The 12,463-nt window shown below is 65.8% G+C and carries 11 protein-coding genes; 3 read left to right on the top strand and 8 right to left on the bottom strand.

What is annotated here, in order from left to right; translation table 11 throughout:
- Positions 1-14: 14 nt before the first annotated feature.
- A complete protein-coding gene (locus ACSLUQ_RS06540; RefSeq protein WP_461808015.1) occupies positions 15-2,450 on the top strand; it encodes a GcvT family protein in 2,436 nt (811 codons plus the stop codon).
- Positions 2,451-2,520: 70 nt separating this feature from the next.
- Here ACSLUQ_RS06540 and ACSLUQ_RS06535 read toward each other — a convergent pair whose 3' ends face one another.
- Positions 2,521-3,423 carry a LysR family transcriptional regulator gene (locus ACSLUQ_RS06535; protein WP_417773281.1) on the bottom strand — a complete coding sequence of 301 codons (903 nt, stop codon included), beginning with the start codon at positions 3,421-3,423 and terminating at the stop codon, positions 2,521-2,523.
- Positions 3,424-3,583: 160 nt separating this feature from the next.
- On the opposite strand from ACSLUQ_RS06535, the gene ACSLUQ_RS06530 reads away from it, so the two are divergent.
- Positions 3,584-3,787, top strand: a complete 204-nt coding sequence (locus ACSLUQ_RS06530) for a hypothetical protein (RefSeq protein ID WP_417773280.1) — start codon at positions 3,584-3,586, stop codon at positions 3,785-3,787.
- 105 nt (positions 3,788-3,892) lie between these two features.
- Here the strand turns inward: ACSLUQ_RS06530 and xylA are convergent, their stop codons facing one another.
- The 3 genes from xylA to arfB form a co-directional block, all read right to left on the bottom strand.
- Positions 3,893-5,200, bottom strand: coding sequence for a xylose isomerase (xylA, locus tag ACSLUQ_RS06525; RefSeq protein ID WP_461808014.1), 1,308 nt, complete (start codon positions 5,198-5,200; stop codon positions 3,893-3,895).
- Entirely contained in the window at positions 5,197-6,660 is a 1,464-nt protein-coding gene (gene xylB, locus ACSLUQ_RS06520; RefSeq protein ID WP_461808013.1) for a xylulokinase, read from the bottom strand. The genes xylA and xylB overlap by 4 nt, the downstream gene beginning before the upstream one ends.
- 120 nt (positions 6,661-6,780) lie before the next feature.
- Positions 6,781-7,218, bottom strand: coding sequence for an alternative ribosome rescue aminoacyl-tRNA hydrolase ArfB (gene arfB / locus ACSLUQ_RS06515; protein ID WP_417773277.1), 438 nt, complete (start codon positions 7,216-7,218; stop codon positions 6,781-6,783).
- Positions 7,219-7,365: 147 nt separating this feature from the next.
- Between arfB and mazG the strand changes: the two genes are divergently transcribed.
- Entirely contained in the window at positions 7,366-8,205 is an 840-nt protein-coding gene (mazG, locus tag ACSLUQ_RS06510; protein WP_461808012.1) for a nucleoside triphosphate pyrophosphohydrolase, read from the top strand.
- A gap of 36 nt (positions 8,206-8,241) precedes the next feature.
- On the opposite strand, the gene hflX is transcribed toward mazG, so the two are convergent.
- The 4 genes from hflX to trkA form a co-directional block, all read right to left on the bottom strand.
- Positions 8,242-9,522, bottom strand: a complete 1,281-nt coding sequence (hflX, locus tag ACSLUQ_RS06505) for a GTPase HflX (protein WP_417773275.1) — start codon at positions 9,520-9,522, stop codon at positions 8,242-8,244.
- 117 nt (positions 9,523-9,639) lie between these two features.
- Positions 9,640-9,897 carry an RNA chaperone Hfq gene (gene hfq / locus ACSLUQ_RS06500; RefSeq protein ID WP_306027403.1) on the bottom strand — a complete coding sequence of 86 codons (258 nt, stop codon included), beginning with the start codon at positions 9,895-9,897 and terminating at the stop codon, positions 9,640-9,642.
- A gap of 196 nt (positions 9,898-10,093) precedes the next feature.
- Positions 10,094-10,957: a D-amino-acid transaminase gene (locus ACSLUQ_RS06495; protein WP_417773274.1), complete on the bottom strand. Its 864-nt coding sequence runs from the start codon at positions 10,955-10,957 to the stop codon at positions 10,094-10,096.
- An 88-nt stretch (positions 10,958-11,045) separates the two neighbouring features.
- Positions 11,046-12,422, bottom strand: a complete 1,377-nt coding sequence (gene trkA, locus ACSLUQ_RS06490) for a Trk system potassium transporter TrkA (RefSeq protein ID WP_461808011.1) — start codon at positions 12,420-12,422, stop codon at positions 11,046-11,048.
- Positions 12,423-12,463: the final 41 nt, after the last annotated feature.

The raw sequence follows: 12,463 nt of genomic DNA, 5'->3' as shown, positions 1-12,463 counted from the left end.
GAAGAGGTAGCAACATGAAAAGCCATGCCCGCGTGGTCGTCATCGGCGGCGGTGTCGTCGGGTGCAGCGTGCTCTACCACCTGACGAAGCGCGGCTGGAACGACGTGCTGTTGATCGAGCGTTCGGAACTCACCTCCGGTTCGACATGGCATGCCGCGGGAGGCTTCCACACGCTGAACGGCGACCCCAACGTCGCCCGCCTGCAGGCCTACACGGTCTCGCTCTACAAGGAGATCGAGGAGCTGTCGGGCCAGTCGTGCGGGCTCCATCTGACCGGCGGCCTGCAGCTTGCCGACACGCCCGAGCGGCTCGATTGGCTGAAGATGGCCCATGCGCGCGGGCGCTACCTCGGCATGGAGACCGAGATCATCTCCGCGCGCGAGGCCAAGGAGATCCTGCCGCTCATCGACGAGCGCCATTTCGTCGGCGCCATGTGGGATCCGATCGAGGGCCATCTCGATCCCTCCGGCACCACCCATGCCTATGCCAAGGCCGCGCGCATCGGTGGAGCCGAGATCTCGCTGCGCAACCGCGTCACCGAGCTCAACCAGCGCCCGGACGGCACATGGGAGGTCGTGACGGAGCAAGGCACCGTGCTGGCCGAACACGTCGTCAACGCCGGCGGCCTGTGGGCGCGCGAGGTCGGGCGCATGGTCGGGCTCGAGCTTCCGGTGCTGGCCATGGAGCACCACTACCTGTTGACCGAGGACATGCCGGAGATTGCCGAGATCGTCGCCGCAAGCGGCAAGGAGATGGTGCACGCCATCGACTTTTCCGGCGAGATCTACACCCGCCAGGAGCGCGGCGGCATGCTGCTCGGCACCTATGAGCGCGCGGCAACGCCGTGGAGCCCGCGCCAGACCCCCTGGACCTTCGGACAGGAACTGCTCGAGCCGGATCTGGAGCGCATCGCCCCCTCGCTGGAGATCGGCTTCGAGCATTTCCCTGCGCTGAAGCACACCGGCATCAAGCAGTTCATCAACGGGCCCTTCACCTTCGCGCCCGATGGCAATCCGCTCGTCGGCCCGGTGCGCGGCCTCACCAACTTCTGGTGCGCCTGCGCGGTCATGGCCGGCTTCAGCCAGGGCGGCGGGGTCGGTCTTGCGCTCTCCAACTGGATGGTCGACGGCGATCCGGGCTTCGATGTCTGGGGCATGGATGTGGCCCGCTACGGCCCCTGGGCGACGCTTGCCTACACCAACGCCAAGGTTCGCGAGAACTACTCCCGCCGCTTCCGCATCCGCTATCCCAACGAGGAGCTGCCGGCCGCCCGCCCCCACCAGACAACCCCGCTCCACGACCGCCTGAAGGCGCAAGGTGCTGTCATGGGCGACAGCTGGGCGCTGGAAACGCCATTGTGGTTCGCCCCCGAAGGCGTTGAGGCGAAGGACGTCGTTTCCTTTCGCCGCTCCAACGACTTCGCCCATGTCGGCGCCGAATGCCGGGCCGTGCGCGAAGCCGTAGGCATCACCGAAATCGCCAATTTCGCCAAGTACGAGATCTCGGGCGCGGGCGCGGAGGCCTTTCTCGATAGGATGATGGCGAACCGCCTTCCCGCGGAAGGCCGCATGGCGTTGACGCCGATGCTCAACGAGGACGGCCGGATCATCGGCGATTTCACAATTGCTCGCGTGAGCGGCCGGCGTTTCCTGATGTGGGGCTCGAGCCAGGCCGAGATCTATCACATGCGCTGGTTCGAAAGGCATCTGCCGGCGGACGGCTCCGTCATCATCCGCCCGATCGGCCTTGGCTGGGTCGGGCTTTCCATCGCCGGGCCGAACGCGCGCGCGCTGCTGTCGCGGGTCGTGGGCGAGGACGTCTCGAATGCCGCCTTCCCCTTCATGGCCAGCCGGGCGATGGATGTCGCCGCCGCCCCCTGCCATGTGAGCCGCATCAGCTACACCGGCGATCTCGGCTACGAGATCTGGATGGCCCCTGAATACGAACGTCGCGTCTATGACGCGCTGAAGGACGCCGGCGCGGATCTGGGGCTGCGGGACTTCGGGATGCGCGCCCTGCTGTCGCTGCGGCTGGAGAAGAACTTCGGCACCTGGTTCCGCGAGTTCCGTCCGATCTACGGGCCGTACGAGGCTGGCCTCGGGCGTTTCGTCTCGCTGAAGAAGGGCGACTTCATCGGCCGGGAGGCGGCGCGCGCGGAAAAGGACGGCGGCGGCAGGCTTCGCCGCATCTGCATGACGGTCGAGACGGAAGACGCCGATGTGATCGGCGACGAGCCGATCTGGCACGATGGCAAGGTCGTCGGCTGGGTCACCTCGGGCGGCTACGGCCACCATGTCGGAGCTTCGCTCGCACAGGGATACGTGCCGAAGGACCTGGCCGGGGACCTCGCCAGCGGCGCCTTTCATGTCGAGATCATCGGAGAGCTGCGCCCGGCGACGGTGATTGCCGAACCCCTCTTCGACCCGACCGCCAACCGCATGCGGATGTGAGCGTGAAGGCGTTCATTTGACGAATCATGAAAGTTGATTATCTCATTGAATTGAAGTGATATATCTCACTTCAATTCATGGCGCTCGCCTTCAGCTCGTCGAAGCAGGCGACCACATGGCTGGCGAACGCATCCGTTGCCTTGCCCGCGTTGCCCGCTTCCTTGAGAATGAGATGGTAGTTGCCGATCTCCGGCAACCCATGCCGGTCGTCAAGGCGCTGCAACGGGGCGCCGATGACGCTGACCGGGAACGGCGCGACGGCGAGGTCCGCGAGAAGGGCCGCCTCCTGCCCGGCACTGTGGAAGCTCTGATAGGCGATGCGGTAAGGATGCTCGGCCTTGTCGAGGGCCAGCCGGGCGGCCTTGCGCCAGGGACAGCCGGAGACGGACAGCGCCAGCGGCAGCGGGTCGCGCGAATAGGCAACGCCATTCTCCAGCCCTGCCCAGGCGAGCGGTTCGGTGTACACGATCTCGCCCCCCCGCGCGAGATCGCTGTCGGGACGCGCGGTGTAGAGGATCAGGTCGAGCTGGCGATCGCGGAGCTTTTGAAGAAGCTGCGGGCTGCCGTCGAGATGAACGTCGACATTCACACCCGGATGCGAGCGGGCGAAGCGCGTCAGGATGTTGGGCAGGAAGCGCGTGCCGAAGTCGGACGGCGCGCCGAAGCGCACCTCGCCCTCGATCTCCGGAGAGCGGAACAGTGCCACCGCTTCCTCGTTCAACATCAGGATGCGCCGCGCGTATCCCATCAGCGCCTCGCCTTCCGGAGTCATGCGTATGCCGCGCCCCTCTCTTGCGAAGACGGCGACCCCCAGCAATCCCTCGAGTTTCTTGATCTGCATCGACACCGCCGAGGGCGTTCGCCCTATCGCCTCGGAAGCCTTTGAAAAGCTTCCCGTTTCGGCGATGACGAGGAAGGTCCTGTAGAGGTCCGTCTCGATCAGCGGCGTTCCTTTGCCGGGAACAAGATCCATCCGTTTCAGCCTTCGCTCAATTGATCAAATTTATTGACTCATAGCATAAGTTCTTTTCGATTGCCTGATGAACCGAATACGACCATATCCCGCTCATGAGCCAGGGAAACCGCAGGGGTTTCCCTACTCCCTTGAAACACTGTCGCACCAGGAGAGCGTCATGTCCTATCTGACGAAGGTCCTCGGCAACACCCTCGGTGTCGCCTCCCGTTTTACCTCGCTGCATGTCGCGGACTCCGACCCGCGCACGCTGTCCGATCTCGGCATTGCCGGAAATGACGCCAGCCGTGCCCGCTTCGCAGCGTTCCGCGTCGGTGAGCCTGGTGCGTCCAACGCCGCCCGCCTCGGCCTCAACGGCCGCTGAGACCTAACGCGGGGCTGGTGCCCCGCAAGCGGTTCCAAACGAAAACCCCGCCGGGATATCTCCCGGCGGGGTTTTCTTTTTTGATACAGATACTTGTATGAGATTTCAGAAGCGGCGGTTGAGTCGGTTCTCCAGAACCTCCTGCCGTCCCGAGACCGGCTGTGGATCCAGTCCCTCGCGCTCGACACGCGCCGCGATGTCGGCAAGCGAGCGTTCGCCGGCGAGCATCGCCTTCGCCTCGCCCCCCTCCCAGCCCGCATAGCGCTCGGCAAGCGGGGTGGAAAGATCTCCCTTCTCGATCATCTCGGCCGCCGACAGCAGGCCGCGGGCGCAGGTGTCCATGCCGCCGACATGGGCGAGGATCAGGTCGGAGGCATCGAGCGACTGGCGGCGCAGCTTGGCGTCGAAATTCATGCCGCCGGTGGTGAAGCCACCGCCCTGGAGGATGTGGTAGAGCGCCAGGGCCACTTCCTGAACGTTCATCGGGAACTGGTCGGTGTCCCAGCCGGACTGATAGTCGTTCCGGTTCATGTCGACCGATCCGAAGATGCCGAGCGCGTTGGCCAGTGCCACCTCATGCTCGAAGGAATGGCCGGCGAGCACCGCGTGGCCCACCTCGATGTTGACCTTCACCTCCTTCTCCAGCCCGTAGGCCTTGAGGAAGCCGTAGACGCTGGCGACGTCATAGTCGTACTGGTGCTTGGTCGGCTCCTGCGGCTTCGGCTCGATCAGGATGGCGCCCTGGAAGCCGGTCTTGTGCTTGTACTCGACGACAAGATTGAGGAAGCGACCGAGCTGGTCGAGCTCGCGTTTCACATCGGTGTTGAGCAGCGTTTCATAGCCTTCGCGCCCGCCCCACAGCACGTAGTTCTGTCCGCCGAGTTCGCGCGTCACATCAAGCGCCGTCTTCACCTGCCCGGCCGCATAGGCGAAGATATCCGGATCCGGATTGGTCGCAGCGCCAGCCATGTAGCGGCGGTGGGAGAAGAGATTGGCCGTACCCCACAGAAGCTGCGTCCTCGACGTTTCCATCTTCCTGGCGAAGACCTCGGCGATCTCGCGCAGGTTGCGGTTGCTCTCGGCAAGGCTTGAACCCTCCGGCGCCGCGTCCCGGTCATGGAAGCAGAAAAAGGGAACGCCGAGCCGGTCGAACATCTCGAAGGCGACGTCGGCCTTCAGCTTCGCCGCCGCCATTCCATCGCCGAACCAGGCGCGCTCGAAGGTCGGTCCGCCAAACGGATCTCCGCCCGGCCAGCAGAACGAATGCCAGTAGCACACGGCAAAGCGCAGGTGCTCCTCCATGCGCTTGCCGAGCACCATCCGCTCGGGATCGTACCAGCGATAGGCATAGTCGTTGTCGCTCTGCGGGCCCTCGTAGCGAACATGCGGGATTCCATCGAAAAACGCGGTCATGACTGGACCTCCTTCAGAGCCGGATAGAGGGCTCGGTAGCGGGCAAGCGCATCGGCATAGGCTGCAGCGCGCGCCGGGTCGGGCTCGATTGCGCGCGCCATTGGCGGGCGCTCGAACAGGGAGAAGTCGGACGTGCCGGATGCCGCGGCTCGGCCGAGCCGCGCCGCCCCGAAGGCCGCGCCATAGTCGCCCTGCGCGGGCACGTCGATCGGGGTCGCAAGCACGTCTGCGAGAATGCCGAGCCAAAGGTCGGAGCGCGCGCCGCCGCCGACTGCGGTCGCCCGGTTGACGCTGGTGCCGGCGGCCGCCAGAGCGTCGAGGCAGTCGCGAAAGGCAAAGGCGACGCCCTCCAGCACCGCCAGCGCCAGGTCGCCGCGCCCGTTCGCCCGGGCAATGCCGGTGAAGCTGCCGCGCGCGCCAGCGTCGTTGTGCGGCGTGCGCTCGCCGGAAAGATACGGCAGGAAGGTGACCGGCGACGGCCCGGCGTGCGCCGCCAGCACCCTGCCGGCCTCGGCTTCCAGTGTCGGCACATCCGCGCCGGTGATTTCCGAAAGCCAGTTGAGGCTGTCGGCCGCCGACAGGATCACGCCCATCTGGTGCCAGACGCCGGGAAGCGCGTGGCAAAAGGCATGGACCGCGCCGGCCGTGTTCGGCCGGAACCGGTCGGTCGAGACGAAAAGCACGCCCGAGGTCCCCAGCGACAGGAAGGCATCGCCCGGCCGCACCGCGCCGATGCCGCAGGCGCTCGCCGCATTGTCGCCCGCACCACCGGCGATCACCGGCGCCTTCGACATGCCCCAGCGCGCGCAAAGCTCCGGCAGCAGCCGCGCGGAAACCTCCGTACCCTCGACAAGGCGTGGCATCTGCGCGCGCGTCAGCCCGGTCGCGGCCAGCAAGGCGTCCGACCAGTCGCGCCGGGCCACGTCGAGCCACAGCGTTCCCGCCGCATCCGACATTTCGGAAACCGCCTCTCCGGAGAGGCGCAGCCGCACATAGTCCTTGGGCAGGAGAACCAGCCGCGTCGCGGCAAAGATATCCGGCTCGTGGCGGCGAACCCATTCGAGCTTGGGCGCGGTGAAGCCCGGCATCGCCAGATTGCCGGCGATGGCATGTACATCGGCGCGCGCCTCGAGTGTCCGGCACTCTTCGAAGGCACGGCCATCGTTCCACAGGATCGCCGGTCGCAGAACCTTGCCGGCATCGTCAAGCAGTGTCGCGCCGTGCATCTGGCCGCTGAGGCCGATGCCGTCGACAGCGGCCAGTTCCTTCGGATGGGATGCCTTGAGCCTGTCGACGGTGTCGCAGACGGCCGACCACCAGTCGAGCGGATCCTGCTCCGACCAGCCGGGATGCGGACGGCTGACGTCCAGCGCGCTGGTGGCGCTGGCGATGCCCTGTCCGGCGTCGTTCATGAGCACGCCCTTGACGCCGGACGTGCCGATATCGAGCCCTAGAAACACGTCTCCTCCCGCCCCCGGCGCATCCGGGGATCGCATTTATTTTCGACACCAAAATATACCAAGCGGCGAAGAAATAAAGGGGGGTGACGGCGGCCGGGCAATTGCCGGGCGCAACCGTTCCTAGTCGAAGTCGCGCCCGCGCAACCGCTTGACCGCGCCGCGCTGCTTCTTCGCGGTGATCCGCCGCTCCTTGGAGGCGCGGGTGGGGCGGGTCGGCTTGCGCGGCTTGGGGCGCTCGAAGGCGCGCCGCACGAGCGCCACCAGACGCTCCAGCGCGTCCTCGCGGTTGCGCTCCTGGGTGCGGAAGCGGTCGGCCTGGATGAGGATGTCGCCGGAAAGCGTCAGCCGGCTGCCGGCAAGCCGGGCGAGCCGCGCCTTCACGTCCTCGGGAAGGCTGGTGTTGCGCTCGAGGTGGAAGCGAAGCTGCACGGCGGTCGCGACCTTGTTGACGTTCTGCCCGCCGGGGCCGGAGGCGCGGACGAAGGTCTCGGAAAAGTCCTGTGCCGGAATGACGTATCCCGGCTTTACCTCGATGTCGTCCTGTCGCCGCGTGTCCATTGTCCCACTCGTCTTGCGTTCCCCCCTCCGATAGCGCCTATGGCAAGGGCACTGCAAGACCCCCGCCTCCGCCGTCCTTGGTCCACCCGGCATGCGATGCTATCAGAAGGCACCTTCCCCCCCCGCCCGACACATCGAGGCTCTCCCGTGACCCCATCCCGCGATATCCGCCGCCTCATCGAGATCATGGCAGCCCTGAGGACCCCCGGCTCCGGCTGTCCCTGGGACCTGGAGCAGGATTTCGAGACGATCGCCCCCTATACGATCGAGGAGGCCTATGAGGTCGCGGACGCCATCCAGCGCGGCGACCGGGTCGACCTGAAGGAAGAGCTCGGCGATCTGCTGCTCCAGGTCGTCTATCACGCCCGCATGGCCGAGGAAGAGCAAGCCTTCGCTTTCCCTGATGTGGTCGAGGCGATCACCGCCAAGATGATCCGCCGCCACCCCCATGTCTTCGGTGACGCCGAGGCCCGAGGTGCCGGCATGGCCAAGGGCATGTGGGAGAAGATCAAGCAGCAGGAAAAGCGCGACAAGGCGGACGCACGGGCAAGGGCCGGCATCAGCGAGCGCCCGACGGCCTATCTCGATGACGTGCCGCCGCTCTTTCCCGCCCTCACGGAAGCGGAAAAACTGCAGCGCCGCGCCTCCCGTGTCGGCTTCGACTGGGGCGCGCCGGGGCCGGTCCTCGACAAGATCCGCGAGGAAACGGACGAGCTTGCGGCCGAGGTTCACGCGCAAACGCCAGACAAGGACAGGATCGCCGGCGAGATCGGCGATCTCATCTTCGCGCTTGCCAACCTCTCCCGCCACCTCGATATCGACCCGGAAGAGGCGCTGAAGCGCACCAACAGGAAGTTCCGCCGTCGCTTCGGCGCCATCGAGGCGGAGGCGAAGCGGCAGAACCGCGAGCTTGAGGCGTTGACACTCGACGAGATGGAGGAAGCCTGGCAGGCGGCGAAGAAAACGGAAAGGCCGGCCGAGGACTGACGCCCTCGGCCGGCTTCAGCGCCGCCGCGCCTTTCGTCAGGGGACGATGACGTCCTTGTAGCGCTCGATGAACTGGCCGCGGTGGCGTTCGCCGACGCGCACGTCTATGCGCGTGTTCTCGTCTTCCTCGCGTCGCTCCATCACATCCGCATGGCGGTAGAGCCAGGCGATGCGCTCGCCGTCCTGCGAGGGAAGCAGCACCTCGTAGACGAGGCTTCCGGCGGACAGCACGGTCTCGATGCGCGTGAGCAACGTCTCCATGCCGGCGCCCGTGTACGCCGAGACGGCGACCGGCCCCTCCCCGCTCGCATTGGCGGCGAGCAGCGTCGTACGGTGATCCTCCGCCAGCAGGTCGACCTTGTTCCACACCTCGATGACGCGCGCGTCGCGGTCCTCGTCGAGCCCGAGGATGTCGAGCGTCGCGGCAACGTCGGCGGCCTGCGCCTCCGTGTCCTCATGGGCGATGTCGCGCACATGCAGGATCAGGTTTGCTTCCGTCACTTCCTCCAGCGTCGCCCGGAAGGCGGCGATCAGATGGGTGGGAAGATCGGAGATGAACCCCACCGTGTCGGACAGGATGATCTCGCCGCCGTGGGGCAGTTCGACCCGCCGCAGGGTCGGATCGAGCGTCGCGAACAGCAGGTTCTTCGCGAAAACGTCGGAGCGGGTCAGCAGGTTGAACAGCGTCGACTTGCCGGCGTTGGTGTAGCCCACCAGCGCGACGATCGGCTGGGGCACTTTCTTGCGCTTCTGCCGGTGCAGTTCGCGGGTGCGGGTGACCTGCTCGAGGTCCTTCTCCAGCTTGTTGATGCGATCCTGAATGAGCCGCCGGTCGGCCTCGATCTGGGTTTCGCCCGGACCGCCGACAAAGCCGAGACCGCCACGCTGGCGCTCAAGGTGGGTCCATGACCGCACCAGCCGGCTCTTCTGCCACTTGAGATGGGCAAGCTCCACCTGCAGCCGGCCTTCTGCCGTGCTCGCCCGTTCGCCGAAGATCTCCAGGATGAGACCCGTCCGGTCCAGCACCTTGCAATGAAGGGCCTTTTCCAGGTTTCTCTGCTGGATCGGGGTCAGCGGATGATCGACGATGACAAGCTCAATCTCCTCGGCCTTCACAATCGCGCCGAGTTCCTCGACCTTGCCCGAGCCGAGCAGCGTGCCGGGCTTCGGATTGGCAACCGTGACGAGGCCGGAGGAGATGACATCAAGATTGATCGCGGCCGCGAGCCCGACCGCTTCCTCGAGACGCGCCTCGTTGCTGCGCCCGGCCTGGTCGCCCGCCGTTTCCGTGCGGTAGCGCCCGGACAGAACAGGCACGACAACGGCCGTCCGCGCTCCAGCAGCTCCCGACGCCCCCTCGAACGGATCGTCGGGCTTTTCGTCGGGTCGCGGGCCGGCGCGCCGGTTCTTTCTACCTGAATCCTGTGTGGCCAATCAGTCCGCCGCCTTCTCGCCCGCCTCGTCGGCAGGATCGAACAGCTGCACCGGCGCATTCGGCATCACGGTGGAAATCGCATGCTTGTAGACGAGCTGCGAGTGCCCATCGCGGCGCAGCAACACACAAAAGTTGTCAAACCAGGTCACCACGCCCTGCAGCTTCACACCGTTGATCAGGAAAATGGTCAGCGGCGTCTTCTGTTTGCGGACATGATTGAGAAATGTATCCTGAAGGTTCTGAGCGCGGTCAGCCATGTTTTATTTTATCCTGCTATCGCTTTGTCTTTATTTGGTGCACGCACACCGTCGTCGCGCAGTCCGTTGAAACGACGGTCTCCGACGCGAGCCCCATCGTCAAGAGCGCGACGAACGTTCGCGGGCGCACGTTGCAATTCTAGCGCATTCAGGGCTGCATTTCTGCCCGATTCTTTGCACTGCACCCGCAAAGGTTTCAGACCGGCTCCGCCTCGCTCGTCTCGTGGAACGCCGCCCTGAGCTCGCGCGAGATCTCGCCCGGATGGCCATTGCCAACGGACGCACCGTCAATGCGCACGACCGGCATGACCAGCGTCGTCGCTGCGGTGATGAAGGCTTCCTTCGCCGCCTTCGCTTCTTCCACCGAGAAGGCCCGCTCCTCGAGCTTCAGCCCCTTGCGCTCGATCATGTCGAGCACGACCTGCCGCGTGATTCCCTTGAGAATGCCAGGCGTCGCCGGACGGGTGACAAGGCAATTGTCCTTGGTCACGATCCAGGCGTTGGTCGAGCCGCCTTCGGTCACAAGACCGTCGCTGTCGACGAACCAGGCTTCCTTGGCGCCCGCCTCCTTCGCCTTCTGCTTGGCGAGAACGTTGGGCAGCAGGCCGACGGTCTTGATATCGACGCGCTCCCAGCGGTTCTCCGGCACGGTGATGACCGCGACGCCCGCCTCGGCGGCCTTGTCCCCGGCTTCCGCGCGCACCGGGCGCGAGGTGATGACGAGCGCCGGCGCAACGTCGGGGCCCGGGAAGACGTGATCACGGCGGGCAACACCGCGCGTCACCTGAAGATAGACGATGCCATTGTGCACGCCGTTCTTTCGAATCACCTCGTGCATGACCATTTCCAGCGCCTTGCGCGACATCGGCATGCGGATGGACAGCTCGCTCAGCGAGCGTTCGAGACGGTCCAGATGGCGACGCGAATCGATCACCAGTCCGTCCCAGATCTCGCAGACCTCGTAGACGCCGTCGGCGAACTGATATCCCCGGTCCTCGATGTGGATGGCGGCATCCGCATGGCGCACATAGCGACCGTTCACATAGGCAATTCGGCTCATTTTCACACTCCGGATTTCCGGTCGAGGGCGCCTTGCGACGCCGGGAGAGGTAGCTGGGAAGAGATCCCGCGCGGAAGGCGGGATCGGATCAGAAGAACTCGAGGCTGACGCGGAACATCTGCTCAACCTGCCGCACCCGCTCGGCGATGGCAAACAGCACGCACCTGTCGTGGGCGCGAATGATGGTGCTGCCGTTCGGGGTGATGACGGTTCCGTCCCGGAAGATGGCACCGACGCGGATCCCGTCGGGAAGCTCGATGTCGCGCAGCGGCTTGCCGACCAGCGGCGAGGTTTCGAGCGCCTCCGCCTCGATCACCTCGGCCGCTCCGTTCTGCAGCGCGTGAACGCCCCGGATGCGGCCGCGGCGGACGTGCTGCAGGATCTTGGAGATGGTCACCTGGCGCGGATTGACGAAGGCGTCGATGCCGAGCGCATGGGTGAAGGCGGGATAGCTCGGGTTGTTGATCAGCGACAGGTTGCGCTTGCAGCCGAGCTTCTTGGCCATGACGCAGGACAGGATGTTGACCTCGTCCTCGTTGGTCACCGCAATCAGCGTGTCGGCGTCCTGGATATCGGCCTCGAGCAGGATCGTCTGGTCGAGGGCGCTGCCGTGCAGGATGACCGAGCGCTTGAGCGAATCCGCGATGCCGAGGGCGCGCTCGCGCGAGTGCTCGATGATCTTGACCTTGGCCGTCGACTGCCGCTCCTCCAGCATCCGCGCCACATAGTGGCCGATGTTGCCGCCGCCCGCGATGACGACGCGGTTGGCCTCGGGCTCCTCGTGGCCGAAGATCGCCAGCGTCCGGCGCACCCGCTCGCGTCGCGCCACCACATAGACGAGGTCGTTGACCATCAGCGAGTCCGAGCTCTTCGGCACGAACAGGTGGTTGCCGCGGAAGACGCCGGTGACGACGGCGCCGAGATCGGGGAAGAGTTCCGTAAGCTGGCGCAGCGGCGTGTTCACCACCGGGCAGTCCTCGCGGCACATCACGCCGACCACGACCACCTGGTCGTCGGCGAAGCGCACCGTCTCCACCGCGCCCGGCAGCGCGAGACGGCGCAGCACCATCTCGCCGACCTCGATCTCGGGCGAGATGATCACATCGATCGGCATGTGATCGCGCGAGAACAGGTCGCTCCAATGCGGCTTCAGATAGCTCTGCGCCCGCACACGCGCGACCTTCGTCGGCACGTTGAACAGCGAATGGGCCACCTGGCAGGCGACCATATTGACCTCGTCGTAAAGCGTGACGGCGATCAGCATGTCAGCCTGATCGGCGCCGGCCTGGGCAAGCACGTCGGGGTGCGCGCCGTGCCCGACGAAACCGCGCACGTCGAGCGTGTCGCGGATCGCGTTGATCAGCCTCGGCGAGGAATCGATCACGGAAACGTCGTTCTGCTCGGCGGCCAGCTTCTCGGCAATGCCGTAGCCGACCTGTCCGGCCCCGCAGATCACCACTCTCATGAAATGCCTCGTCCTCGTTCGACGCCGCGCCGGCCGGTTAC

It is taken from the genome of Stappia sp. ICDLI1TA098, assembly GCF_054880955.1.
The sequence above is the reverse complement of the archived record's forward strand: the minus strand, read 5'-3'. Positions and strand labels throughout refer to the sequence as shown.